The organism is Microbispora sp. ZYX-F-249 (assembly GCF_039649665.1).
Classification (GTDB): Bacteria; Actinomycetota; Actinomycetes; order Streptosporangiales; family Streptosporangiaceae; genus Microbispora; species Microbispora maris.
The window spans coordinates 35,346-59,894 of record NZ_JBDJAW010000038.1; the positions used below are offsets into that span (position 1 = coordinate 35,346).

Annotated in this window: 16 protein-coding genes; 8 read left to right on the forward strand and 8 right to left on the reverse strand. The window is 72.5% G+C overall.

What is annotated here, in order from left to right; genetic code table 11:
- Nucleotides 1–56: 56 nt before the first annotated feature.
- The 4 genes from AAH991_RS32120 to AAH991_RS32135 form a co-directional block, all read right to left on the reverse strand.
- A complete protein-coding gene (locus tag AAH991_RS32120) occupies nucleotides 57–845 on the reverse strand; it encodes an ABC transporter permease (RefSeq protein ID WP_346229676.1) in 789 nt (262 codons plus the stop codon).
- Nucleotides 842–1,732, reverse strand: coding sequence for an ABC transporter ATP-binding protein (locus AAH991_RS32125; RefSeq protein WP_346229677.1), 891 nt, complete (start codon nucleotides 1,730–1,732; stop codon nucleotides 842–844). Before AAH991_RS32125 ends, AAH991_RS32120 begins: the two co-directional genes overlap by 4 nt.
- Before the next feature lie 79 nt (nucleotides 1,733–1,811).
- On the reverse strand, nucleotides 1,812–3,005 hold the full coding sequence (locus AAH991_RS32130; RefSeq protein WP_346229678.1) for an amidohydrolase family protein: 1,194 nt from the start codon (nucleotides 3,003–3,005) through the stop codon (nucleotides 1,812–1,814).
- A gap of 58 nt (nucleotides 3,006–3,063) precedes the next feature.
- A complete protein-coding gene (locus tag AAH991_RS32135) occupies nucleotides 3,064–5,238 on the reverse strand; it encodes an anthranilate synthase component I (RefSeq protein ID WP_428834057.1) in 2,175 nt (724 codons plus the stop codon).
- A 245-nt stretch (nucleotides 5,239–5,483) separates the two neighbouring features.
- Here AAH991_RS32135 and AAH991_RS32140 point away from each other — a divergent pair, with 245 nt between their 5' ends.
- Together AAH991_RS32140 and AAH991_RS32145 are read left to right on the forward strand one after the other, a co-directional pair.
- A complete protein-coding gene (locus AAH991_RS32140; RefSeq protein ID WP_346229680.1) occupies nucleotides 5,484–7,163 on the forward strand; it encodes a CocE/NonD family hydrolase in 1,680 nt (559 codons plus the stop codon).
- A 51-nt stretch (nucleotides 7,164–7,214) separates the two neighbouring features.
- Entirely contained in the window at nucleotides 7,215–7,718 is a 504-nt protein-coding gene (locus AAH991_RS32145) for an NUDIX domain-containing protein (RefSeq protein WP_346229681.1), read from the forward strand.
- A gap of 40 nt (nucleotides 7,719–7,758) precedes the next feature.
- Here the strand turns inward: AAH991_RS32145 and AAH991_RS32150 are convergent, their stop codons facing one another.
- From AAH991_RS32150 to AAH991_RS32165, 4 genes are all read right to left on the reverse strand, one after another.
- Nucleotides 7,759–10,878, reverse strand: coding sequence for a tetratricopeptide repeat protein (locus tag AAH991_RS32150; RefSeq protein ID WP_346229682.1), 3,120 nt, complete (start codon nucleotides 10,876–10,878; stop codon nucleotides 7,759–7,761).
- Nucleotides 10,875–11,279 (reverse strand): hypothetical protein, encoded by a 405-nt coding sequence (locus AAH991_RS32155; protein WP_346229683.1) that lies wholly within the window; start codon nucleotides 11,277–11,279, stop codon nucleotides 10,875–10,877. Before AAH991_RS32155 ends, AAH991_RS32150 begins: the two co-directional genes overlap by 4 nt.
- A gap of 72 nt (nucleotides 11,280–11,351) precedes the next feature.
- Complete coding sequence (locus tag AAH991_RS32160) at nucleotides 11,352–12,980, reverse strand: ABC-F family ATP-binding cassette domain-containing protein (protein ID WP_346229684.1); 1,629 nt, start codon at nucleotides 12,978–12,980, stop codon at nucleotides 11,352–11,354.
- Between the two features lie 31 nt (nucleotides 12,981–13,011).
- Nucleotides 13,012–13,539, reverse strand: a complete 528-nt coding sequence (locus tag AAH991_RS32165) for a DUF1697 domain-containing protein (protein ID WP_346229685.1) — start codon at nucleotides 13,537–13,539, stop codon at nucleotides 13,012–13,014.
- 343 nt (nucleotides 13,540–13,882) lie between these two features.
- On the opposite strand from AAH991_RS32165, the gene AAH991_RS32170 reads away from it, so the two are divergent.
- From AAH991_RS32170 to AAH991_RS32195, 6 genes are all read left to right on the forward strand, one after another.
- Complete coding sequence (locus tag AAH991_RS32170; protein ID WP_346229686.1) at nucleotides 13,883–14,371, forward strand: hypothetical protein; 489 nt, start codon at nucleotides 13,883–13,885, stop codon at nucleotides 14,369–14,371.
- 5 nt (nucleotides 14,372–14,376) lie between these two features.
- A complete protein-coding gene (locus AAH991_RS32175) occupies nucleotides 14,377–17,754 on the forward strand; it encodes a hypothetical protein (protein ID WP_346229687.1) in 3,378 nt (1,125 codons plus the stop codon).
- 160 nt (nucleotides 17,755–17,914) lie between these two features.
- A complete protein-coding gene (locus tag AAH991_RS32180) occupies nucleotides 17,915–18,136 on the forward strand; it encodes a DUF3311 domain-containing protein (protein ID WP_310742053.1) in 222 nt (73 codons plus the stop codon).
- Nucleotides 18,133–19,719: a monocarboxylate uptake permease MctP gene (mctP, locus tag AAH991_RS32185; protein WP_346229688.1), complete on the forward strand. Its 1,587-nt coding sequence runs from the start codon at nucleotides 18,133–18,135 to the stop codon at nucleotides 19,717–19,719. Before AAH991_RS32180 ends, mctP begins: the two co-directional genes overlap by 4 nt.
- Nucleotides 19,720–19,855: 136 nt before the next feature.
- Nucleotides 19,856–21,175 carry an amidohydrolase family protein gene (locus tag AAH991_RS32190; protein ID WP_346229689.1) on the forward strand — a complete coding sequence of 440 codons (1,320 nt, stop codon included), beginning with the start codon at nucleotides 19,856–19,858 and terminating at the stop codon, nucleotides 21,173–21,175.
- Between the two features lie 39 nt (nucleotides 21,176–21,214).
- Nucleotides 21,215–24,490 (forward strand): ATP-binding protein, encoded by a 3,276-nt coding sequence (locus AAH991_RS32195; protein ID WP_346229690.1) that lies wholly within the window; start codon nucleotides 21,215–21,217, stop codon nucleotides 24,488–24,490.
- The last annotated feature ends 59 nt before the right edge of the window (nucleotides 24,491–24,549 follow it).

The following is a 24,549-nucleotide window of genomic DNA, read 5'->3' on the forward strand; positions in this document are numbered from 1 at the left end:
GTCCAAGCAAACCAGTTCGGGCCCACGATCGCGAAACGGCCCCTGGTCAACGATGGTCAGGTGATGTCCCGCCGGACCGTGGTGGCGGTGGCCACCGCGGCGAACAGCAGGCCGTAGGCGACCAGGACGAGGGCGCCCGCCCAGGCGGGCAGCCATTCGGGCCGGCCCAGGCCGGTGTCCACGTCGATGCTCATCAGCGCCTGGGCCGCGCCGGCCGGCAGCCACTTGCCCACGCCGTGCAGCGCCGGGATCGCCGTGAAGATGCTCTCGATCACGTACGACCAGACGACGGCGGCCACGATGCCCGCGATCTGGTTGCGGACGAGTGCCCCCAGGCCGATACCGAACAGCGCGTACAACGCGAGGGTCGCGAGGATGCCGATGCTGATCTGGGGGACCCGCGAGGCCGACAGCGAGAACTCGCCTCCCGCGATCGTCACGGCCGGGATCACCGTGACCGCCTGGAAGATCAGCACGGCCAGGCCGAACAGCGCCCCCACGATCAGCCCGGCCAGCAGCTTGGCGAGGATCACCAGGCCCCGCCGGGGGGTGACGAGGAAGGTCCCGGTGATCGTCTGGTAGCGGAACTCGGAGGTCATCATGACGACGCCGAGGATCATCACGAAGATCCCGGCGCCGGACCCGCTCGCCCAGGCGAGCTCCGTCCACTGCGGGGTGTCCAGCGCGGGCGCCGCGCCACCGTTCTGGTTCACCCCCGCGAACGCCATGAGGGCGCCCAGGCTCACCCCGACGAGCAGCAGCGTGACGATCAGCATGATCCACCACAGCCGGGTGGTGAACAGCTTGCGCAGCTCGGCCCTGACGAGGCCGGGGATGTGGCTCATCGTCCCTCCGTGAGTTCGAGGAAGACCTTCTGCAGGTCGGACCGCTCCTGCGTGAGCTCGGTGAGCACGACCCGCCGGTCCAGGGCGACCCGGCCGATGGTCTCCGCGTCCAGCCCGCGCACCCGCAGCAGGCCGTCGTCCGCGCGTTCGATCGCGGCGCCCGCCGCCTCCAGCGCGGGGGCGAGGTCGGCGGACTGGGCGGTGCGCACCCGGATCACCTCTCCTCCGTTGCTGGTGAGCTCGGCGAGGCTTCCCTGGCGGACCAGGCGGCCCCTGGCGATGATCACGACGTTGTCGACGGTCTGCTCGACCTCCGCCAGCACGTGGCTGGAGACGAGCACCGCCGCCCCCTCGTCGTGGGCGAGGTGACGCAGGAAGCCGCGCAGCCACTCGATGCCCGCCGGGTCGAGGCCGTTGGCGGGCTCGTCGAGGATGTACACCCGGGGCCGGCCGAGCAGGGCCGAGGCGAGCGCGAGCCGCTGCCGCATGCCCAGCGAGTAACCGAGCACGCGCTTGTCCGCGGCGTCGGCGAGGCCGACCTGATCGAGCGCCTCGTCGGCGCGGGCGTCGGGCAGCCCGGCCGCGGTGCAGAGGACGCGCAGGTGGTTGCGGGCGGTGCGGCCGGGGTGGAAGTTCGTGGCCTCGAGCACGGCGCCGACCTCGGTCACCGGACGCGGGAGCGTGCCGTAGCGCTCGCCGTTCACCAGCGCCTCACCCGAGTCGGGCGTGACCAGGCCGAGCAGGGAGCGGAGCGTCGTCGTCTTTCCGGCTCCGTTCGGGCCGAGATATCCGGTGACGGATCCGGCCTCCACGCTGAACGAGACGCCGTCCACGGCCCTCACCGGCCCGAACGACTTAATCAAATTTTTTATCTCTATAGCAGCCATCGGGCGCGATTATCCCGTGCCGTAGATCGCAAATCATCCTCATAAAGGAGGATCATTTCGGCCCGGACAGATTGGGATTTCAGAGGCGATAGACGCGGCGCGCATTGCCCGCGCCGATCATGTGGGCGATCCGGGCCGCGTCGGCCGTGCTCCACTCGCCCTCGGCGATCCGGTCGCCGAGCACACGGGCCAGGCCCCGGCGGTGGTGAAGCGCGCCCAGGAAGCACAGCTCGGCGGCGCCGTGACAGCCGGAGCCGTACATCTGCTTGTGGAACGGGACGAGTTCGAGCACCTCACGCAGGACGTGGGCGGAGCCCGCGGCGGTGTGCGCGACGGCGGGCCCCGCGTCGACGTACACGTGCGGGAAGACGCCCGCCAGGTAGGCCGCCTGACGGTGGTAGGGGTAGCAGTGCAGCAGGACGACCGGCACCCCGAGCGGCGCGAGGGCGCGCACGAACCCCGTCAGCAGCGCGGGATCGGCCAGGTGACCGGCGACCCCGGCGTCGCCCGTGCCGGACGGGCCCCAGCCGGACAGACCACAGTGGAACTGCAGCGGCAGGCTCCGCTCCCTGGCGACGTCGACCGCCGCCCAGAGCAGGTGCCGTACGAGGACGGGGTCGGCCAGGCGGGCCTTGGGGTCGGCGAGCCGGCGGCCGGCCGCCGCGATCACGCTGCCGCGGGAGGGCCGGGAGGGGTCGAAGCCGAGGCCGCAGCGGTGCGCCGCGACCGACTTGAGCGCGGCGGCCCGGGCGCCACGCAGCGCGAGCTCGTCCCGCAGCATCCCGGCGTAGTCGGCCGCGGGCAGCCCGGCCTCGGCGACGTCCTGCTCGACCTGCTCCAGCCGGACGATCTCGTCGGCGGCGGCCGCGCCGAGCCGGCCCATCTCGGCGGGCGAGAGCACCCCGGGGACGTCGAGCCCCGCGTCGACCAGGAAGGCCGACACCCCGGCGCCGCGCAGCAGCCGCCGGTTGACCTCGGTCGCGCCGAGCTCGGCGCGGCGCGACAGATAGACGGTGGCCGAGGCGTGCGGCTCCAGCCCGAGGACCGGCGCGCACCAGCGGCGGATGGCCGCGCCGGCCGGGGTGTCGAAATGCGTGGTCCCCGGCGGCGCCGGCGTCCCGCCCTCGCCGATGAGCTGCTCGAACCCCGACCTGGTGGTGTCGTCGCGGCGCACGCCGTGACAATGCTGGTCCACCAGGGGCGCGAGCAGGGCCGCCCGCACCGCGTCGGGCAGGGGAACGGGCAGCGGTTCGTCGGGTCTCGGCTCCGGCACGGCAGTGGACTCTACGGCTCCCCCGCCGCGCCGGCGCCTCCCCCGACCACCTCTTTACTCAGTCATGGCGCGCGCAAAGCCGCAGGACGTTCGCGATGATCCTCGCCCCGGCGCCGCCCTGCGTGGTCAGGATCGACTCGGGGTGGAACTGCACGCCGAAACGCAGGTTGTCGGTGTCCTCGATCGCCATGGCCGCGCCGTCCTGGGTGGACGCGGTGACCCGGAAACCCCTGACCCCCGGCTCCTTGGCGTGAAGGGAGTGGTAGCGGGCCGCGACGAACTCGCCGGGCAGCCCGTCGAGCAGCGCGCTGTCGCCCTCGCGGCGAACCCGGCCGCGCTTGCCGTGCTCGGGGTACGGCAGCAGTTCGAGCGTGCCGCCCGCCTGCTCGACCATGGCCTGCAGGCCCAGGCACACCCCGAACACCGGCAGCCTCCTGGCGTACAGCGCCTCGATCAGCGCCGAGCAGCCGAAGTCGGACGGCCAGCCGGGGCCGGGCGACAACACGACGAGCGTGGGCGCGATCTCGTCGAGCTTGTCCAGCGGGAAGCCGTGCCGCAGTGTGACCACCGAGGCGCCCTGCTGACGGAAGTAGTCGGCGAGGGTGTTGACGAAGGAGTCCTCGTGGTCCACGAGCAGCACGCGGTGACCCTCGCCCGGTAGGTCGGCCCGGGGCTCGGCCCGCGCCTCGTCCCGGGGGCGGGCGGACGCGGCGAGCGCGCCGAGCAGGGCGCTGGCCTTGAGCTCGGTCTCCCGCTCCTCGGCCTCGGGGTCGGAGTCGTACAGCAGTGTCGCCCCCGCCCGTACGGTCGCGACGCCGTCGCGGATCTGCGCGGTGCGCAGGGTCAGGCCGGTGTTCATCGAGCCGTCGAAGCCGATGAAGCCGACCGCGCCGCCGTACCAGCGCCGGGTGGTCTCCTCGTGGTCCTCGATGAACTGCATCGCCCACGTCTTGGGGGCGCCGGTGACGGTGACGGCCCACATGTGGGTGAGAAACGCGTCGAGGGCGTCGAACTCGGGGCGCAGCCGGCCCTCGATGTGGTCGACGGTGTGGATCAGCCGGGAGTACATCTCGATCTGGCGGCGGCCGATCACCCGGACGCTGCCCGGGACGCAGATGCGCGACTTGTCGTTGCGGTCCACGTCCGTGCACATGGTCAGCTCCGACTCCTCCTTCACGCTGGACAGGAGCGTGCGGATGGCCTCGGCGTCCTCGACCGGGTTGGCCCCCCTGGCGATCGTGCCGGAGATCGGGCAGGTCTCGACGCGGTCGCCGCTCACCCGGACGTACATCTCCGGCGAGGCGCCGACCAGGTGCTCGCCGTCGCCGAGGTTGAGCAGGAACTCGTACGGCGCGGGGTTCTCCGTGCGCAGCGACCGGTAGAAGGCGGCGGGGTCGGTGCAGGCGCCGTGGAAGACCTGGCCGGGGACGACCTCGAACAGGTCGCCGCGCTGGAACTTCTCCTTGGCCTTGGCGACGACGTCGGCGTAGGTCCCCCGCACGGGGTTGGGCGGGATCTCGCGGGGCGCGGCCAGGGGGACCGCCTCGCCGGTGCGCTCCAGGCCACGGGTGGAGACGCCGTCCACGGTGAACTCGTAGCAGTACTCCACGCTGGTCTCGCGGACCCGGTCGATCACGACGAGCCGGTCGGGCAGGTGCAGCACCAGGTCGCGCTGGTCGCCCGGCCGGGTCAGCCGGTAGCGGATCGGCTCGAACTGGAACGCCAGGTCGTAGCCGAAGGCGCCGTACAGGCCGAGGTGCGGGTCGTCGGACCGGAAGGCCGCGATGATCTCACGGATGGCGGTGAAGACCGTGGGACGGCGGCTGCGCATCTCCTCGGGCAGCAGGTCCTCGGACTCGGCGACGTGCACCTCGACATAGCTGGGGGTCGGCTCGGTCTCCGGCTTGCCCGCGGCGAGCAGGCAGGAGGCGACGGCGGGCAGCACGACCTCGCCGCGCTCGTTGAGCGCCCGGGCGGAAATCCGCCGGCCGCGCGCCACGATCTCCAGACAGGGGTCGACGTAGCCGAAGGCCCATCTGCTGTAACGGCCCGGGTAGTCCATGCCGGACGAGAAGGCCCCGCCGCGCCGCTCCCCCAGCGACGTGACGATCTCCTCGAGCGTCTCCTCGGGCACCTCGCGCACCCGGCGCTCGACCGCGATGCCGCCGGCCGTGGTATATCCGCTGATCTCCACTGTCCACGCCCCTTTTTTCGTATGCCCCGGGGCGGACATACAGAAGGCCGCCTCTCACGGGGCGGCCGGTCTCCAAAACGAATGCGAAAACGCCGCCTGCTAGCGGCGCCACCACTGGGAGGGTGCAGGAGTTCGCATGCGGTAAGGGTAGCCGCGGGAACCGCGATCATGCAACGCGACGCGACTGGAAGCGCGAGCACCGGATAGATATTCTGTTACTGGTCGGAAACTCCACCCTCGGCCGGGCGCGCGACCGCACTCCGGGCCGGAAAAGGAGGGGCGTCATGGTCCGCGTGCCGGCCGGACTGCCACCGCACCGCCGCGCCCCGCAGGGATCGGGCGGACTGGGGGGACCGCGAGGCCCGAGCGGCCCGCCGGGCCACCGGGTCCGGGTGCGCAGGAATGTGCCCGTGCCGATGCCGGACGGCGTGACCCTCCTGGCCGACCACTACACCCCGATAGGCGCCGACCGGCCGCCGACGATCCTCATCCGCACGCCGTACGGGCGGGGCGGCGTGGTCGGCTGGATGTACGGCTGGACCTTCGCCCGGCACGGATTCCAGGTCCTGCTGCAGAGCTGCCGGGGCGGTTTCGGCTCGGGCGGCCGGCTCGATCCCCTGGTGCACGAGCAGGAGGACGGCCTGGCGACCGTCGAGTGGATGCGGGCGCAGTCGTGGTACGGCGGCGGCTTCGCCATGCACGGGCCCTCCTACCTGGGCTACACCCAGTGGGCGATCGCGGCGCAGACCCCCGACCTGCGGGCGATGGCCGTCCAGGTGACCGCGTCGTGCTTCCGCGACGCCGCGTACGTCGGCGGGTCGTTCGCGCTGGAGTCGACGCTGATCTGGACGACGCTCACCGCGCAGCTGGAGGGCAGGCTGAGCGGCATGGCCGCGTTCATCGCGCCGCGGCGCACTCGGCGGGCCGTGCTGTCGGGCCTGTCGGGCCACCCGCTGCCCGAACTCGACGTGCTGTCGGCGGGCAGGCCGCTGCCCTTCTTCCGGGAACTGGTGGCCCACCACGGCGAGGCCCTCTGCACGTACTGGGACAAGAGGGATTTCTCCGCGTCGGTGGGAGAGGTCGGCGCCGAGATCACGATGACCGGCGGCTGGTACGACGTGTTCCTGCCCTGGCAGCTCAAGGACTACGCGGCGCTGCGGGCGGCCGGGCGGCGGCCCCACCTCACGATCGGGCCGTGGTACCACGCCGACATCCGCCACGGGCGGGCGGCCAACGCCGACGCCCTGGCCTGGTTCCGCGCCCACCTGCTCGGCGATCCCTCGGGCCTGCGCACCTCCCCCGTCCGCCTGTACGTCACCGGCGCGGGCCGGTGGCGGGACGAGCCGGACTGGCCGCCGCCCGGCATGCGGCGCGAGCGCTGGCACCTGCAGCCGGGTTTCGCCCTGTCTCCGGACAACCCGGCGGGCGGCGAGCCGGACCGCTACCGCTACGACCCCGCGCATCCGACGCCGGTGATCGGCGGCCCGGTGCTGATCGGCAACTCCGAGCCGAGGGACAACCGGCGGCTGGAGGCCCGGCGTGACGTGCTCGTGTACACCTCGGAGGCGCTCGCCAGGGACACCGACATGATCGGCCCGGTGAGCGCCGAGCTGTTCGTGCGCACCGGCAGGGAGCACACCGACTTCGTCGTACGGGTGTGCGACGTGCATCCGGACGGCGCGTCGATGAACGTCTGCGAGGGCGTGCGCCGGCTGACGCCGCAGCTGCGGGCCGACGAGGACGGCGTGCGCCGGGTGGAGATCGATCTGTGGCCGATGGGCCACCGGTTCCGGCGCGGGCACCGCATCCGGGTGCAGGTGGCCAGCGGGGCCTACCCCCGCATCGCCCGCAACCCGGGCACCGGCGCGCCGCTGACGGCCGGCACCCCCATGGTCGCCTCGGACCAGGAGATCCTGCACGACCCCCGCCATCCCTCGGCCGTGATCCTCCCCGCGCTGCCCTGATCCGATCGGCGCGCCCGGCCGCCGCGATCGGGCGCTGCTACCCTCGCGATCGTGGCGATCAGGAACTCCCACTGTTCCTTCTGCGGAGCGGCCTACCCGTCCGGCCTGCCCTGGCCGAGGACCTGTCAGGAGTGCGGCAACACCGGCTACCTCAACCCCCTGCCGGTCGCGGTCATGGTGCTTCCGGTGGACGACGGCCTTCTCGTGGTCCGCCGGGACGTCGAGCCGCACCGCGGCCTGCTCGCCCTCCCCGGCGGCTTCGTCGACATCGGCGAGTCCTGGCAGGATGCCGCCGTACGGGAGCTCCGCGAGGAGACGGGCGTCGTGGCCGACGCGGCCGGCGTCCGGCTGTTCGACACGGTCAGCGCGCCCGACGGCACCGTGCTGATCTTCGGCCTCGGGCCGCGGACGACCGCGGACGCCCTCCCGCCGGTCGCGCCCACCGCGGAGACCAGCGAGTGGCTGGTGATCGACGGCCCCAGGGAGCTGGCGTTCCCGCTGCACACGCGGGTCGTGGCCCGCTACTTCGGCTCCGGCGGAACTTCCCGGGCGTAACGGCCGCGAATCCTGCGGTGCATCGCCGAGGTCGCTCTCGTCAGCCTGGGGTGGCGGAGGGCGGCTCCTTCATCCAGGCCGGGACGTCCCGGCCGGCGACGACGCGGAACTCGTCGGCCACCGCGGCGGCGTCTTTCGCATAGGCGAGACGCAGCAGGTGGGCGACCGAGCCGGTGATGCCCTGGGCGACGTGCTCGGGCAGTTCCCGTGCCGCCAGCAACGCCTCGATCAGCGGGGTGACACCGGCACGGAATTTGCGGTTTTCGATCAGCACATATCCTCGGACCACGAGGCTTTGCAGGTAGCCGGGCAGGTAGGCGTCCGGGTTGAGCTCGGACAACTCCCGGCGCAGACGGACGGCCTCCTCACTGACAGGAACCGCCTCGGCCCGCCGCCCGACCTCCGCCAGCCACAGGGCGTGGTTGCTCAACGACATTGCGAGATCGGGCAGATAGGCGTCCGGGTTGAGCTCGGACAACTCCCGGCGCAGACGGACGGCCTCCTCACTAACCGGCACCGCCTCAGCCCGCCGCCCGACCTCCCCCAGCCGGTTCGCGTGATTGTTCAATGAACTGCCCAGGTCGGGCAGGTAGGCGTCCCGATTGAGCTCGGACAACTCCCGGCGCAGACGGACGGCCTCCTCACTGACCGGCACCGCCTCGGCCCGCCGCCCGACCTCCCCCAGCCGCACAGCGTGAATGTCCAACGAGTTGGCCAGGTCAGGCAGATAGGCGTCCCGATTGAGCTCGGCCAACTCCCGGCGCAGACGGACGGCCTCCTCACTGACAGGAACCGCCTCGGCCCGCCGCCCGACCTCCCCCAGCCACAGGGCGTGGTTGCTCAACGACATTGCGAGATCGGGCAGGTAGGCGTCCCGATTGAGCTCCGCCAACTCCCGGCCCAGACGGACGGCCTCCTCACTGACAGGAACCGCCTCAGCCCGCCGACCGACCTCCGCCAGCCACACAGCGTGGTTGCTCAACGAGGTGGCCAAGTCGGGCAGATAGGCGTCCCGATTGAGCTCGGCCAACTCCCGGCGCAGACGGACGGCCTCCTCACTGACAGGAACCGCCTCAGCCCGCCGCCCATCCTTCGCCAGCAAGGCGGCGTGATTGTTCAACGAGGTGGCCAGGTCAGGCAGATAGGCGTCCCGATTGAGCTCGGCCAACTCCCGGCGCAGACGGACGGCCTCCTCACTGACAGGAACCGCCTCAGCCCGCCGACCGACCTCCGCCAGCCGCACAGCGTGGTTGTCCAATGAACCCGCCAGGCCCGGCAGGTATGCGTCCCGATTGAGCTCCGCCAACTCCCGGCCCAGACGGACGGCCTCCTCACTGACAGGAACCGCCTCAGCCCGCCGACCGACCTCCGCCAGCCACACAGCGTGGTTGTCCAATGAACCCGCCAGGCCGGGCACATAGGCGTCCCAATCCAGCGCGGCGAGCTGACGCCAGAGCTGGAGGGCCTGGTGGCCTTCGGTCAGGGCGCGTGTGTGCAGCCCCGCGTAGAACAGGCGGACAGCCAAGGCGTCATGGATATGGGCGCGGGTGGCCGGATCGGTGGCGGCGGCGAGCCGTTCTTCGGCCAGGCGGGACGCCAGCGCGGCGGCCCCGATGTCGAGATCGATATGCCGATGACCCGGCAGCAGCGCCTCAATAGCCGCCAGCAGCCGCACGTCGATGTCGTCCAGGCCGGCCAGCCTGGCCAAAGCGGCGCCACCGGCGTGCACCGCCAGGTGCGGGGCATCGGCCAGCAGCGGATACAACTGCCGCCGCGCCAGGTGGGGCCACCGGTGAGCGGCTTCGATCAGCGTGGTCACCGCATGCCGCGCCCACACCGGTACCCCGCCGTCCTCGCCCTCTCCGCCGTCGGCGCCGGCAGGCACGGCCAGCAGCCGGGCAGGCGCCGCCTGCGCCCACAGATCGGCGGGAAAATCGCAGGAATGGCCCGGGGTGGACAAGGCGATGAAGTCCTCGCCCAGGCGGTCGGGAAACAACGGCTCCAGCACCGTGGCACTCGCTTCAGCAGCCGAAATCCCCTGCGGCGAGACCGGCCCGGCGGGCGGGTAGCACACCGCATGGTCCTTCAGCAGCTGCCCGACCGCCTGGGTCGACTCGACCTCGGCGCGCGCCAGGGCGGCTTTGCCGTCGTCGTAGCCGAGCCGGCCGGTCAGCGTCGCGGTGTAGACGATCTGCCCCATCGCCTCCGGCGAGGTCGCCAGGGGCTTGTCCCGGCGCGGGGACGCCATCGCCTCCCAGTGATCCCGTTCACGCGCCAGCAGGAACTGCGACACCCACACCGGATCGACGGGTGCCGCCTGACCACGCTCGGCGGCCAGCACCGCGGCCAAGGCGGCCATGTGCACGGTCAGCACCAGCCGGTAGGCATCGTGCCGCTCCAGCGCGGCCGGTGCGGCCGCCGAACCGGCTTCGGGTACCCGCAGCAGCTCGGCGAACCGATCACGGGCCGCGGCGAACAGCCCCGCACGAGTGATCCCGCTCTCCCGCTCCAGTGGCTCCAGCTCCCGCCGGCTGGGCACCAGACCCAGATCACGCTGCATCCGCCCCTTCAGGCTGTTCCACCAGGTGCCGGCCGGACGGGCCAGCAACAGCACCCGAACCGGAACCCGCCCGGACGCGTGGGCGTCACGCAGCAGGGTGAGCAGGTCGGCGGTGTCCCAGCGCTCGGCATAGTCCACCACGACCAGCACCCCGGCCGCCTTCTCGAGGGCGGGAACCTCGAAGTCGGCCGCGGTGGAGCGATCACGCCGGTGGTGTGCCGCCAGCACCACCCACCCCCGCCGCCGCCACAGGTGCGCCACATGTCCGGCCAGCCGGGTCTTGCCCTGCCCGCCCGGCCCATGGATCAGACGCACCGCGACGTCCTGCCGCGTGCCGGTGTCCCGCCAGTCCGCCAGCTCCGCCAGCAACTCGCGGCGGCCGGTGAAGGTGACGAGCGCATGAGTGGCCCGCAGCAGCTCACTGGGCTGCGCCCGCGCCTGACCCGCCGTCGGAGGCGGCGCCGGCGCGGGCCACAGGGCCCACCGGTACGGCTCCTCGCCCCCATACACGATGAGGTCTCCGGCCGCCTGGTAGATCCGGGCCAGCCCCGAACCCTCCGCATGCTGGATCACCTTGCGTGACCCGCGTGCCGGCTTCACCGCGTGCCGATGTCGCGGCCGGCCTGATCCACCTGCCCGTCCTCGATGGCCGTGGCCTGCTGCCACACCGGGTGCGCCGCGCCGGCGGCGGTGCCACCCACCGCGTCGGCGTCGTCGCTGCCTCCGAGCCGGCGCGCCGACCCGGCGTTGATGTCGCGCCCGGCCTGAAAGACCCGGCCACGCCCGGTGGCCTCGGCTCGCTGCCGCACACCGCCGCCTCTCCGCTCAGTGGTCAGCCCGTACACCGCCACCCCCAGCCCCACCAGGGCGACGAACAGCCCGATCACACTGGCCAGCTTGTCCGCCTTGTCCAGCCCCACCTGCGACAGGTAGACGCCCAGCGCCGCCAGGGCCGCCACCGCGACCCCGCCTCCACCCCATACCGGTCTCCATCCGCGCATACCGGCATCATCAACCACCTATCAGCAGCACGCCATGTGGTTGATCGACAACGCATCGGACGTCTCGCGCTTTCAGGTTTCGTGGACGCGGCCGTCCTCGGCGACGACGCGGCGTGTCGTGCGGACGGCCTTCAGCATGCGCCGGTCGTGGGTGACGAGCAGCAGGGTCCCCGTGTACGAGTCGAGCGCGGACTCCAGCTGTTCGATCGCCGGCAGGTCGAGATGGTTGGTGGGCTCGTCCAGGACGAGCAGGTTGACCCCTCGGGCCTGCAGGAGGGCGAGGGCCGCCCTCGTACGCTCCCCCGGCGACAGCGTGGCCGCGGAGCGGAGCACGTGGTCGGCGCGCAGGCCGAACTTGGCCAGCACCGTGCGGACCTCGGCCGGCGGCAGGTCGACGAGCGCGCCGAACGCGCCGAGCAGCGGCTCGTCGCCCTCGAACAGGGCGCGGGCCTGGTCGACCTCGCCGACGACCACACCGGGACCGAGCGCCGCCGTCCCCTCGTCAAGGGGGACCCGGCCGAGCAGCACGCCGAGCAGGGTGCTCTTGCCCGAGCCGTTCGCGCCGGTGATGGCGACCCGGTCCGCCCAGTCGATCTGCAGGTCGACGGGCCCGAGCGTGAAGGCGCCACGCCGCACCACCGCGCCGCGCAGCGTCGCGACCACGGCCCCGGAGCGGGGCGCGGCGGCGATCTCCATCCGCAGCTCCCACTCCTTGCGCGGCTCCTCGACGACCTCCAGCCGCTCGATCAGCCTCTCGGTCTGCCGGGCCTTGGCCGCCTGCTTCTCTGTGGCCTCGGTGCGGAACTTCCGCCCGATCTTGTCGCCGTCGGGGGCCTTGCGGCGCGCGTTCTTGACGCCCTTCTCCATCCAGGCGCGCTGGGATCGGGCGCGGGCCTCCAGGGACGCCCTGGTGTCGGCGTACTCCTCGTACTGCTCGCGGGCGTGCCTGCGGGCGACCTCGCGCTCCTCCAGGTAGGCGTCGTAACCGCCGCCGTACGCGCGGACCTGCCGCTGGGCCAGGTCGAGCTCGACCACCCTGTTGACCGTACGGGCGAGGAACTCGCGGTCGTGGCTGACGACCACGGTGCCGGCGCGCAGTCCCGTCACGAAGCGTTCGAGCCGGTCCAGGCCGTCGAGGTCGAGGTCGTTGGTGGGCTCGTCGAGCAGGAACACGTCGTAACGGCTGAGCAGCAGCGAGGCCAGCCCCACCCGGGCCGCCTGGCCGCCGGACAGGGACGTCATCTCCTGCTCCAGGCCGACCGTGAGCCCGAGGTCGGCCGCCACCTCCGCGGCCCGCTCCTCAAGGTCGGCGCCGCCGAGGGCGAGCCAGCGGTCGAGGGCCTCGGCGTACGCGTCGCCGGGGTCGCCGCTCACGAGCGCCTCGGTGGCCGCGTCGAGGGCCCGCTGCGCGGCGGCGACCCCGGTGCGGCGGGCGAGGAAGGCGGCGACGGTCTCACCGGGCCGCCGTTCCGGCTCCTGCGGCAGATGGCCGACGTTGGCGGTGGGCGGGCTGAGCCGTACGCCGCCGTGCTCGGGCGCGTCGAGGCCGGCCAGCAGGCGCAGCAGCGTCGACTTGCCCGCGCCGTTCGCCCCCACCAGCCCCACGATGTCCCCGGGCGCGACGACCAGATCGAGATCCGCGAACAGGACGCGGTCGCCGTGCCCGGCGGCGAGCTCCTTCGCGACAAGAGTGGCGCTCATCAGGACACCGACCCTACTGCGTCCCGTGTGGTCAGAGGTCCTCGGCGAGTGCGAGCAGGCGGGTGACCGTGTTCCAGTTGCGCGTGGTCGCCGGGCCGGTCGAATACCTCTCCATGAGAGGCGGCAGCTTGGGACGCCGCAGCCCGTCGGGGAAGTAGACGTACAGCTCCCGCTCGCCCATCCGCATCTCCTCGGGGGCGTACGCCGCCGGATCGATGCTCGCCAGCCCCTCCCGGTCCGGCGGCCGGGCCAGGAAGACCACGGCGAACCGGGCGGGGTCCCGGACCTCCAGGGGGTTGCGCTCCACCACGCCGCGCAGCTGCTCGGCCGTACGGACGATCACGGCGGCGGACAGGCCGAGCTCCTCCCGAAGCCCGCGCTCGATCGCGGCGGAGATCGACCCGGCGTCCCCGACCGCCGTGAACAGGGCGTTCCCGCTGCGCAGGTGCGTGCGCACGTTCCCGTACCCGAGCCGTTCCAGCAGTGCCCGCAGGTCGGCCATCGCCACCGTGGTGGCGGGGCTGACGTTGATGCCGCGCAGCAGCGCCACGTACCGCATCGCATCGCCTCCTTCCCGCGGGAAGCTACCGCCCGTTCTTGTCAGACTGCGTCAGGTTTCGGACTGCCCCCGTCACCCGTAGATCGCAAATTTTCGTTGTTCGTGGACGTGTTCGGCTGTGTGCCGTCAGTATTGATCTGGATTTCGTTGGTTCGTCTGCGGGGCGGCTGGGGGCCGCCGCGGGTTTGCGAGAGAACCGGGGGTGACGGCCGGTCCACCATCGGGAACAAGCGCTCTGCGTCACCTGATCATCGACCGGTACCCGCGCGGCGAGGTCGGCACGGACCGCCGTCCGGAACTCGGTGCGACCGAAAGACATCTGATCGCGACGAGAGGAGTGCCGATGTTGACCGAAGCCCTCGCGGCATTGGCCGCCAGCGGCGGGGCGGCCCTGGCAGAGGCCATGGCGACCGATGCCTGGCAGGCCGCCCGTAACGGGATGGCCCGGCTGTTCGGCCGCCAGGGATCCCAGCGTCAGGCCGCCATCGAGGCCCAACTAGATGGCAACGTCGTCCTGGTGGAGCGGGCCAGCGATCCCGCCCGGGCCCGGCGAAGGCTGATGTCGCTATGGGAGGAGGAGCTGGTCCAGCTGCTGGACGAGCACCCCGAGGCCGAAGCCGACCTGCGGGAACTCATCACCCACATACATGATGCGCTGCCCAGCGCGCAGCAGCGGGTGCAGAACTTCCAGTACAACATCGCCCGTGACGGCTCCCGCCAGTTCGCGGTACAAGGGGGCGACATCATCTACCACGACTCCCCTTCCTCCGGCCTTCACCACCCCTCCTCACAGCCGGGTGCGGCGGACGGCGGTTCGGACAGCTCACGGTGACTGCGATGGACGGCGCTTCCAGCCCGATGGGGCGTCTGCAGAGCGCGCACCAGCAGGTGTGGGCCGAAAGCGGCTTCGCCTACGGAGTGATCGGCGCGGACCTGCACGTCTTCGGAGACGGCAGGCCGGTGTACCTGCTCAGGGAGGCCGGCGGGCGGGCGGGCCTGAGGCTCGCGGTGGACGGCCACGGGCTGCCGGCGCAGCCGAGCCATCTGCTCAACGCCCGTCACGCCGTGGTGGACTTCACCGGCCGCAACGACGAGGTCGGCGAGCTGACCGCCTGGTGCGACGGCGGCGGTGCCCGTGCGGTCCGCTGGCTGCACGGCCCCGGCGGCCAGGGCAAGACCCGCCTGGCCGGACACCTCGCCGCGTCGGCGGCCGACGACGGCTGGAAGGTGATCGTCGCCGAACACGCGCCGGCCCGGGTAGTCGACGCCGAGGAGCAGACCAGTCACGACCTGCGTCTCGGGGCCGCCCGCGGGTTGCTCATGTTGGTCGACTACGCCGATCGCTGGCCGCTGGCCCATCTGACGTGGCTGTTCAGCAACAAGGTGCTCGATCAGAATGTGCCGGTGCGGGTGCTGCTCCTCGCCCGGAACGAGCACGTCTGGCCCGCTCTGCGCCATGCCCTCACCCAGGCCGGCTGGCCGCCCGAGGCCTGCATCACCCAGTCGCTGGGCGCCCTCCCGAACGCGAAGGACGCCCGCGGCGACATGTTCGTCGCCGCACGGGACTGTTTCGCCCGCCGCTATGGGCTGGCGGAAGCGGCGGCGATCCGCGTGCCTGACTGGCTGGAGCGTGAGGAGTTCGGCCTCACCCTGGCGGTGCACATGGCGGCGCTGGTCGCCGTCGACCGCCATGCCCGCAGCGCGCCCCCACCGGCGCCGCGGGAGGACGACATGACGGCCCTGACCGCCTACCTCCTGGAGCGGGAGAGCCTCCACTGGCACGCCCTGCACGGCGCCGTCGACTCCCTGGCTGGCGCATGCGGCACATTCGACACCCACCCGACCCAGATGCGCCGGGCCGTGTTCACCGCCGTACTCACCGGCGCCCTGGGCTATCGGGACGCCAGAGCCGTGCTGGACGCCGTCGGTGTCGGCGGCGATACCGACCGGGTGCTCACCGATCACGCGTTCTGCTACCCGCCCGCCGATCCCCGCACGGTGCTGGAGCCGCTCTACCCCGACCGTCTGGCCGAGGACTTCCTCGCCTTGTGCCTGCCCGGCCATGACCTGCCCGAGCACAGGCCGGAAGCGTGGGCCGCCGACGCCCCCGAGATGTTACTCACCCCTCCGTCCGGCGATGGAGCGCTGCCGCCGTACGCCGCCAGAGCGATCACGTTCCTCACCGCGGCCAGCGAACGCTGGCCGCACCTGATCCCCACCCTGGAAGCGCTTGAGCGTCTCCTCCCCGAAGATCCGGATGAGGCGGCCGTCGACCTCGCCGTCGCCGCGGCCGACCTGGCCGACCGCCTCGCGCATCACCGCCTGCCGACGCTCACCGATCCCGCCGCCCGCGCCGAGCTGCACGACACCCTGGGCCGCTGGCTCAGCCGGGCCGGCAGGGAGGAGAAGGCGGCCGCCGCGCTCAGGGAGGCCACGCGGTTGTACCGCCCGCTGGCCGCCACCGACCCACAGACCTTCGAGCCCAGACTCGCCGAGGCGGCCTTCCACCTCGCCATGGAGCTGGCCCTCGGGGGCATCGTGCCCCAGCCGGACGACTTTGCGGGCGTGAACTACCTATCCGCCGGCGGTGATGCGCTGCGGCCGGGCCTGGCCCGCCCGGACGAGGCGCTGGCGGCGTTCCGCGAAGCCGTCGAGATTTTCCGCCGGCTCGCCCGCGACGACCCCGCCGAACACCAGGGGCACCTGGCCGGCGTGTTCTGCATGATTGCACTCTGTGGGCCGTCGCTGGGAGCCTCAGAGGAGTCGCTGGCCCTCGCGCGCGAGGGCGTCGACCTCGTCAGCCAGCTGGGGCGCGCCCAGGAGAACCTGGGTAAGGAGTACTCGCACAACGTCGCAGCGGCGCTGATGGCCCTCGCGGGCAATCTGGTGAGCTCGGAACCAGAGCAGGCGGCAGCTCTCGCCCATGAGTCCATTGAGATCCTCCGCCGACTCGCCCACGAGAACCCCGTCGAACCCGAACATACGGACAGTCTCTACGGAATGCTGCCCTTTCAGGCCGGGGTGCTGCTGCGACTCGGCCAGGCGGAACCCGCCATCGCCGCGCTCGCCGAGGCGGTGCGGATCCATCGCCGCTTGAATCAGGGGAAGGACCCGGACGGCCGCGATGCCTGGCAGGCCACGTTCTACGCGGCGCTCGGCCTGGTGTTGCTGCAAGGGACCGAGGCCGACGTAGAGACCGGCCTGGAGACGGCCTTACAGGTATTCCGCCACGAGGCCCGGGCCAACCCCACCACCCATGGGACGGCGCTGTATAACGCGTTCCTCGCACTCGACTTGCTACTGCGTCGGCGGGAGCGATGGGACCTCGTCCTGGCCGGGCAGCGCGATGCCATCGCCTTTCTAAGGCACTCGGACGACGCCACCGATCTCCTCGGCGTGTTGGGCGCCAACGCCACCGTTCTGGCGATGCTGGGGCGGTGGGACGAGACGCTGGACGTGATCGGCGAGATCGCCGAGGAGCTCCAGCGGGAAAGCACCGCTGGGCTTGAGCAACGCCTTGAGGCAGTGCTCACGGCGATGGCCGCTTACGGGTCAGTGGGCGAGTTCTCAGGCGACAATTACAGGAGGGTGGCGCAGGACGAGGGCGTCGCCATGCTGAACCAGATAGCGGCGGCGTACCGTCAGCGCACCCACGGCGACGCACACAGGCGCGACCATGGCCTGGCCGTCACGCTGAAGATGCTGGCCGAGGCGCTGTGGATCCTGGGCCGACCATGGGAGTCCCTCGCCGCCGGCGAGGAGGCCGTAGAGGTCCGCCGCCGGCTGGCGCGGGGCGGATCCGCCGAGCATGAGGGCCACCTCGCGCTCGCGCTGAGACGCCACGCCGAGAAGTCAGGGCGTCTCAGACGCCCCGCACAGGCAGTGGCTGCGGCGAAGGAGGCTGCCGCGGTCTATGGACGCCTCTCGCAGAACGACTACGCCTTCGCCAAGTCGCTGCGCCTTCTTACGGTCAACCTGTGCCGGTTGTGTCCGCCGGATGCCCTGGATCCGGCGCGGCGGTCCGTCGATCTGGCAAGACGGGTGGATGACGAGCTGTACAAGCACGAGCCCAATCTCGTCATCGTGCTGGATACGCTCGCCGGGCTCCTCCATGAGCTGGGGCAGGAAGAGGAGGCGCGCGCCGCGGCGAGCCGGGCGGGCGAGCTACGCGAGGAAATCGCCGCCCGTGGCGACTCGTCGCGGAGTAACCGCTGATCGTCGCTCGGCGCGCCAACACGACCGTTCGGCGATCGGTGATCTCCCTGTTACCCGGGCTTCCTTACGCTGCCGCCGAGTAACCGTCCCGCTGGTCCGCGTGACGGCCCGTCACGCGGAGCTGCCGGGCACGCCTGGTCCGTGTCCGATTGGAGAACGTGTGACGACCCCCCGCGACGACCGCGGCCGGAGCCCGGACTACAGTCCGCTCAACTGGCTGCTCCTGCTGCCGATCGTGATCCCGCTCCTCCCGCCCCTGTTCAACGCGGTGGAACCGCGGCTGTTCGGCATCCCGCTGTTCTACTGGCTGCAGCTCGCCTTCATCATCCTCGGTGTCACCACGACCACCCTCGTCTACCGCGCGACGAGGAGGAACCGGTGAAGACCACCGAGATCGTCATCTTCACGATCCTGTTCCTGGCCGTGAGCGGCCTGGGCTTCGTGGCCGCTCGCTGGCGCCGCCCGGACGACCTCGCCAGCCTGAACGAATGGGGCCTCGGCGGGCGCAGCTTCGGCAGCTGGATCACCTGGTTCCTGATCGGCGGCGACCTCTACACGGCGTACACCTTCGTGGCCGTGCCCGCCCTGATCTTCGGCGCGGGCGCCATGGGCTTCTACGCCGTGCCGTACACGGTGGTCGTCTACCCGATGGTGATGCTCGTGCTGGTCCGGCTGTGGTCGGTCTCGCACGTGCACAACCTCGTCACGCCGGCCGACTTCGTCCGGGTGCGCTTCGGCTCCCCCACGCTGGCGCTGCTCGTGGCGATCACCGGCATCGTCGCGACCATGCCGTACATCGCGCTGCAGCTCGTCGGCATCGAGGCGGTGCTGAAGACGATGGGGCTGACGGGCGACCTGCCGCTGATCATCGCGTTCGCGATCCTCGCGGCCTACACCTACCAGTCCGGGCTGCGCGCCCCCGCGCTGATCGCGTTCGTCAAGGACTCGCTGATCTACGTGGTGATCCTGGTCGCGATCATCTACATCCCGGCCAAGCTCGGGGGGATGGGCTCGGTCTTCGACGCCGCGAAGGCCAAGTTCGACGCCGCCGGCAGCGGCGGCATCACGCTCAACGCCAACAACCAGCTCCAGTACGTCACGCTCGCGTTCGGCTCGGCGCTGGCGCTGTTCCTGTATCCGCACAGCGTCACCGGCATCCTCGCCTCGCGGAACCGCAACGTCATCAAGCGGAACATGTCGGCCCTGCCGGCCTACAGCCTGCTGCTCGGCCTGATCGCGCTGCTGGGCTACATGGCCATCGCGGCCGGGATCACGCCCATCGGCAAGGACAACAACACGATCGTGCCGCGGCTGTTCGACGCGATGTTCCCCGACTGGTTCGCCGGGGTCGCGTTCGCCGCCGTCGGGATCGGCGCGCTCGTGCCCGCCGCCATCATGTCGATCGCCGCGGCCAACCTGTTCTCCCGCAACATCTACAAGGAGTACGTCAACCGGAACGCGACCCCCGCCCAGGAGGCCACGGTCAGCAAGGTCGCGTCGCTGGTCGTGAAGGTGGGCGCGGTGCTGTGCATCCTGCTCATCGACCCGCAGTTCTCGATCGACCTGCAGCTCATCGGCGGGGTCATCATCCTGCAGACGCTCCCGTCGGTGGGCCTCGGGCTCTACACCCGGTGGTTCCACCGGGGCGGCCTGATCGCCGGCTGGGCCGCCGGCATGGCGGCCGGGATGCTGCTGCTGTACAACATCGCCAACCCGGCCACCAACCACGCCCACTTCGGCGGCTCGGCCTTCCCCCTGTCGCAGCTCGGGTTCGACACCAAGATCACGGTCTACGCGGGCTTCCTCGCGCTGATCGTCAACCTGGTCGTCGCCGTGCTCGGCACCGTCGTGGCCCGCGCGCTCAAGAGCGCCGACGGCCCGGACGGCACCCGGCCCGGGGACTACTTCGCCGACCAGGGCGACCCGCGCGTCCACGAACTGGAGACGACGGCGCCCGCTTCCTGAGGTCCTGCGCACCTGGCCGCCTGATCTCCGTACCGACTTGTGGCCGGCTTGACGCGGCGGGAAACCCCGCATGGAGCCGGCCACAAGTGCGCGGTGGGACAAAGAGGCATCACCTCGAACACCGAAGGAGCCAAGGATGCCTCTCAGCAACGACCTGGTCGTCACCGGCGGTCACGTGCTCGGCATGGACCCGGCCGTCCCGGACGGCCCCGCCGACGTCGTCGTCCGCGACGGCGTGATCGTCTCGGTCGGTCCCGCCGCCGAGATCCCCCCGGGCGCCGACGTCGTGGACGCCGCCGGCTGCGTGGTGATGCCGGGGCTGGTCGACACCCACCGCCACACCTGGCAGTCGGCGCTGCGCCACATCGGGCTCGACTGGAGCATGATGGACTACCTCGGAGCCGCGTTCCTCCAGCTCGGGCCGAACTTCCGGCCGCAGGACGTCTACGCGGGCACCCTGCTCGGCGCGCTCGGCGCGCTGGAGTCGGGGATCACCACGCTGGTCGACTGGTCCCACATCCAGAACACCCCCGAGCACAGTGACGCCGCCGTGGCCGCGCTGCGCGACAGCGGGATCCGGGGCGTCTTCGCCTACGGCTGGCCGCAGGTCGATCCGCTCCACTGGGTCGGCGACCACAGCGAGGCGGAGCTGCCCGCCGACGTCCGCCGCGTCAGGGACGTGCTCCGCGACGACACCGCCCGCGTCACGATGGCCCTGGCGGCGCGCGGCCCCGAGATGTCGGCCCCCGCCGCCGCCCGGCGCGACCTGCTGCTCGCGCGGGAGCTCGGCCTGCGGGTCACCATGCACGTCGGCTCCGCCGACAAGATCGGCAGCGTCGGGTGGCTGTACGACGAGGGCCTCCTCGACGAGACGGTCACCCTGGTGCACGCGAGCGCGACCGGCGACGACGAGCTGAAGGCCGCCGCCGGTGCGGGCGCGACCGCGAGCGTGTCGCCGTTCATCGAGATGACGATGCCCGGGCTCGGCACGCCCGCGACCGGCCGGCTCCTGCGGGCGGGCGTCGTCACCGGCCTCAGCTCCGACACCGAGGTCGCCACCTCCGGAGACATGTTCACGCAGATGCGCGCCGCACTGGCCCACCACAGGTTCACCCAGGACCCGGCGCCGCTGACCGCCGGCGACCTGCTGCGGATGGCCACCGCCGACGGCGCCGCGGTGGCCGGGCTCGCGGGCGTCACCGGCAGCCTCACGCCCGGCAGGCGGGCCGACCTGATCGTGCTCACGGCCGGCACCCCCGCCGTGGCGCCGGTGCTCGACCCCCGCGCGGCCGTCGTCCTCGCCGGCCACCCCGGGATGGTCCGCACGGTCGTCTGCGACGGCGTGGTCGTCAAGCGGGACGGCGCGCTCACGGGACCGGTCGGCCGGGCCATGGACGCCGCGAAGGCGAGCCTCGCCCACCTCCGCGGAGCCGTGCCCGGACTGCCCGTGGCCTGACGCCGCGATGCCGGCCGGTGATCGTGGCACAATCCCGGCATGGCGGTCATGTTCCGGGTGCTGGGCCCGGTCGAGGCGTACGTCGACGGCGTTCCCGTCGACCTCGGCGGGCCACGGCCCCGGCTGCTGGTGGCCCGTCTGCTGATCGCCAGGGGCGCGACCGTTTCGGTGGACGCGATCCTCGACGACCTGTACGACGGCGCGCCGCCGCCGCGCGCCCACAACACGTTGCACAGCTACATCTCCACCCTGCGCCGGGTGCTCGAACCCGGCCGCGCTCCCCGCACGCCGTCGTCCGTGCTCCTCAGCCGCCCTCCCGGGTACGCGCTCGGGCCGCACGAGGTGGACGCGGAGGAGTTCGTCCGCCTGGCCCAGACCGGCGAGCCCGAACGCGCGCTGGCCCTGTGGCGCGGCATGCCGTACGAGGAGTTCGGCGACGTGCCCTGGCTCCGGCCGGAGATCGAGCGGCTCGCCGAGGCTCACCTCGTGACGCGGGAACGGCTCCTGGCCGGACGGATCGGCGACCCGCACGTGGTGGGCGAGCTGGAGGCCCTGGTGGCCGCGCACCCCCTGCGCGAAGGGCTGTGGGAGCTGCTCGCCCGCACGCTCTACGCCCTCGGCCGGCAGGCGGACGCCCTGGAGGCGTTGCGCACGGCCCGGTCCCACCTGGCCGAGGAGCTCGGCCTCGACCCCGGCCCGGCGCTGCGGCGGCTGGAGGAGGCGATCCTCGCCCAGGACCCGGCCCTCGACGGTCCCGGCACCGTACGGCGGGGCCCGGCCGCACCGGCGGAGGCGCCGGCGGCGGACCGGCCGGAGCGGCGGACCGTCGGCCGGGGCACGCAGCTCGACCGGCTCGGCGAGCTGGCGCGCGACGTGACCGGAGGAAGGCCGAGGATCGCGGCGATCTCCGGTGAACCGGGGATCGGCAAGACGTGGCTGACGGAGGCGTTCGCGGAGCGGCGGGCCGCCGAGGGCTGGCTGGTCGCCTGGGGCAGGTGCCACGAGACCTCCGGCGCGCCCGCCCTGTGGCCGTGGCAGCAGGTCGTCGGGGATCTCGCGGCCCGGGTGCCCCCTTCCCCGGCCCAGGCCGCCGCCCTGCGGGTCCTGCTCGGTGACACCGCGCCGGCCGGCACGGCGCCGCCCGGCGATCGGCAGGCCGAGGCGGGCGAGGCCCGGTTCCGGCTGCACCAGGCCACCGCGGCGTACCTGGAGACGGCCGCGGCCGACCGGCCGCTGCTCGTGGTGATCGACGACCTCCAGTGGGCCGACACGGCCTCGCTCGGCCTGCTGTCCGACCTCCCGATGCTGCTGCGCGGCAGGGTCGCGATCGTGGTCACCGTACGGTCCGGCGAGGGCCCGGCCGCGGTGCACGACACGCTCGGCCTGCTGGGGAGGCACGACGCCCTCCGGCTGCCGCTGGCCGGGCTCGGCTCCGCCGCGGTCGCCGAGCTGTCCGGGCTGCACGACGCGGCGAGCGTGGCGGCGCTCGCGGAGCGCACCCGGGGAAATCCGCTGTTCATCCGCGAGACCCTCCGCCTGGCCGAGGACCAGGGCATCGAGAAGGCGCTCACCGGGGTGCCCGAGGGCCTGGCCGACGTGCTGCGCCGCCGCCTGCTCCGCCTGCCCGCGCCGCACCGCCCCGCGATCGACGCGGCGGCCGTGCTCGGCACCGGCGCGGACCGGAGGCTGGTGGCCGAGGTCGTCGCGGACACCTCGGACGCGGACGTCGACGTGGACGAGGCGCTCGACGCCGCGACCGCCCTTCGCGTTCTCGGCGAGGACCTGCGCTTCACCCACGATCTGGTCCGGGAGACGGTCTACGCCGACATCCCGCCGCGCCGCCGCGCCGGGCTGCACCTGGCCGCGCTCCGGGCGCTCGAACTGCGGCCGGGGGCCGACCTCGCGGTCCTCGCCAGGCACGCGATGGCCGCCGGACCCGCCGCCGCGGCGGACGCGGTGCGCTGGGCGTCGGCCACGGCGGGGCAGGCGGCGGGACGGCACGCGTACGAGGACGCCGCGCAGTGGTGGCGCCGGGCGGTCGAGGCGCACGGGACGCTGCCCGGCGCGGACCCCCGCGAGCATGTCGAGCTCCTGCTCCATCTGGTCCGCGCGCAGCTCGCCGCCGGTCACGGCTTCTCGGCCAGGCAGACCCGCGCGGAGGCGGTGCTCGCGGCCGACAGGTCGGGCGACCCGCTGCTCGCCGCGCGGGCGCTGACCAGCCTGGACGCTCCGGGGTTGTGGAAGTTCTACACCTACGGCGACATCGAGCTGCACACCGTGCGGCGGATCGAGGACGCCCTCACCGCGCTGCCCGAGGGGGACTCGGAACTGCGCTGCAGGCTGCTCGGATGCCTGGGGATGGAACGTTACGACGGCTCGGCCGACCCTCGCTGCGACACCGCCACGGCCGAGGCGCTGGCGATGGCCCGCCGTCTGGTGGCTTCAGGGGAGGCCGGTCCGGAACTGCTGGCGATCAGCCTCAACGCACGGTATCTGGGCGTGCAGCTTCCCGAGCACATGGCGGAGCTCGACGCGATCGGCGAGGAGCTCACCCGGCTCGGGCTGCCCGGGTTCGAGCTGCTCGGTTACATGATCAGGGAGCGGACCCGGATCGACCTGTTCGACGTGGCGGGCGCCGACCGGGCCGCCGAGCGGGCGGGGGTGCTGGTCGAGCGGCTCGACCTGCCCTGGCCCCGGTTCCAGCACCTCATCTGGACCGGGACCCGGCGGCTCCTCGACGGGGACTTCGACGGCGCGGGCGAGGCGTACGCCGCCGCGGCCGAGGCCGGTGAGCGGCTCAACCTGTGGCACACGAGCAGCACGCTCTCCTCCGCGCTGCTCACGCGGCACTTCGCGATGCGCGACTTCGAGGGCGCCGACGAGCTGATGACGCACTACTCCCCCTTCCCCGCCCATCGGCAGGTGATGGGCGTGCTCATCGCCGATTCGCGGGGCGACCACACGGCGGCCGAGGCGGCACGCGAGCAGGGCTGGCACGCGCTGCCGCGCGACTTCGGCGAGCTGCCCGGGATGTGCCTGCTGGGCGAGGCCCAGATCGTCGCGGGCGACCACGAGGCGTGCGCCCGGACCTATCGCAGGCTTCTGCCGTACGAGGACAGGATCGCCTTCGGGGCCGGGACGTTCTGCGCCGGGCCGGTCGGTTACTACCTGGGGCGGCTGGCCCACCTGGGCCGGGCCGCCGGGCCGGAGACGGCGCGGGCGCATCTGGAGGCGGCCGGGAAGCGGTGCGCGGCGGCCGGGCTGACCTGGTGGGCGGCGCGCATCGCCGCCGAGCGCGAGGCCGTACGCGGATGACGACCGGGTGGTGAGCGGGCCGCAAGCCGGCGTTGAGTCGCGGTGAAGGCGGGTCCCGC

Bases quoted from the DNA above. Each gene is read 5' to 3' on its own strand.
- AAH991_RS32120 (WP_346229676.1), bottom strand. From the start codon at position 845: ATGAGCCACATCCCCGGCCTCGTCAGGGCCGAGCTGCGCAAGCTGTTC.
- AAH991_RS32125 (WP_346229677.1), bottom strand. From the start codon at position 1,732: ATGGCTGCTATAGAGATAAAAAATTTGATTAAGTCGTTCGGGCCGGTG.
- AAH991_RS32135 (WP_428834057.1), bottom strand. From the start codon at position 5,238: ATGTCCGCCCCGGGGCATACGAAAAAAGGGGCGTGGACAGTGGAGATC.
- AAH991_RS32140 (WP_346229680.1), top strand. From the start codon at position 5,484: ATGGTCCGCGTGCCGGCCGGACTGCCACCGCACCGCCGCGCCCCGCAG.
- AAH991_RS32155 (WP_346229683.1), bottom strand. From the start codon at position 11,279: ATGCGCGGATGGAGACCGGTATGGGGTGGAGGCGGGGTCGCGGTGGCG.
- AAH991_RS32160 (WP_346229684.1), bottom strand. From the start codon at position 12,980: ATGAGCGCCACTCTTGTCGCGAAGGAGCTCGCCGCCGGGCACGGCGAC.
- AAH991_RS32165 (WP_346229685.1), bottom strand. From the start codon at position 13,539: ATGCGGTACGTGGCGCTGCTGCGCGGCATCAACGTCAGCCCCGCCACC.
- AAH991_RS32170 (WP_346229686.1), top strand. From the start codon at position 13,883: ATGTTGACCGAAGCCCTCGCGGCATTGGCCGCCAGCGGCGGGGCGGCC.
- AAH991_RS32175 (WP_346229687.1), top strand. From the start codon at position 14,377: ATGGACGGCGCTTCCAGCCCGATGGGGCGTCTGCAGAGCGCGCACCAG.
- AAH991_RS32190 (WP_346229689.1), top strand. From the start codon at position 19,856: ATGCCTCTCAGCAACGACCTGGTCGTCACCGGCGGTCACGTGCTCGGC.
- AAH991_RS32195 (WP_346229690.1), top strand. From the start codon at position 21,215: ATGGCGGTCATGTTCCGGGTGCTGGGCCCGGTCGAGGCGTACGTCGAC.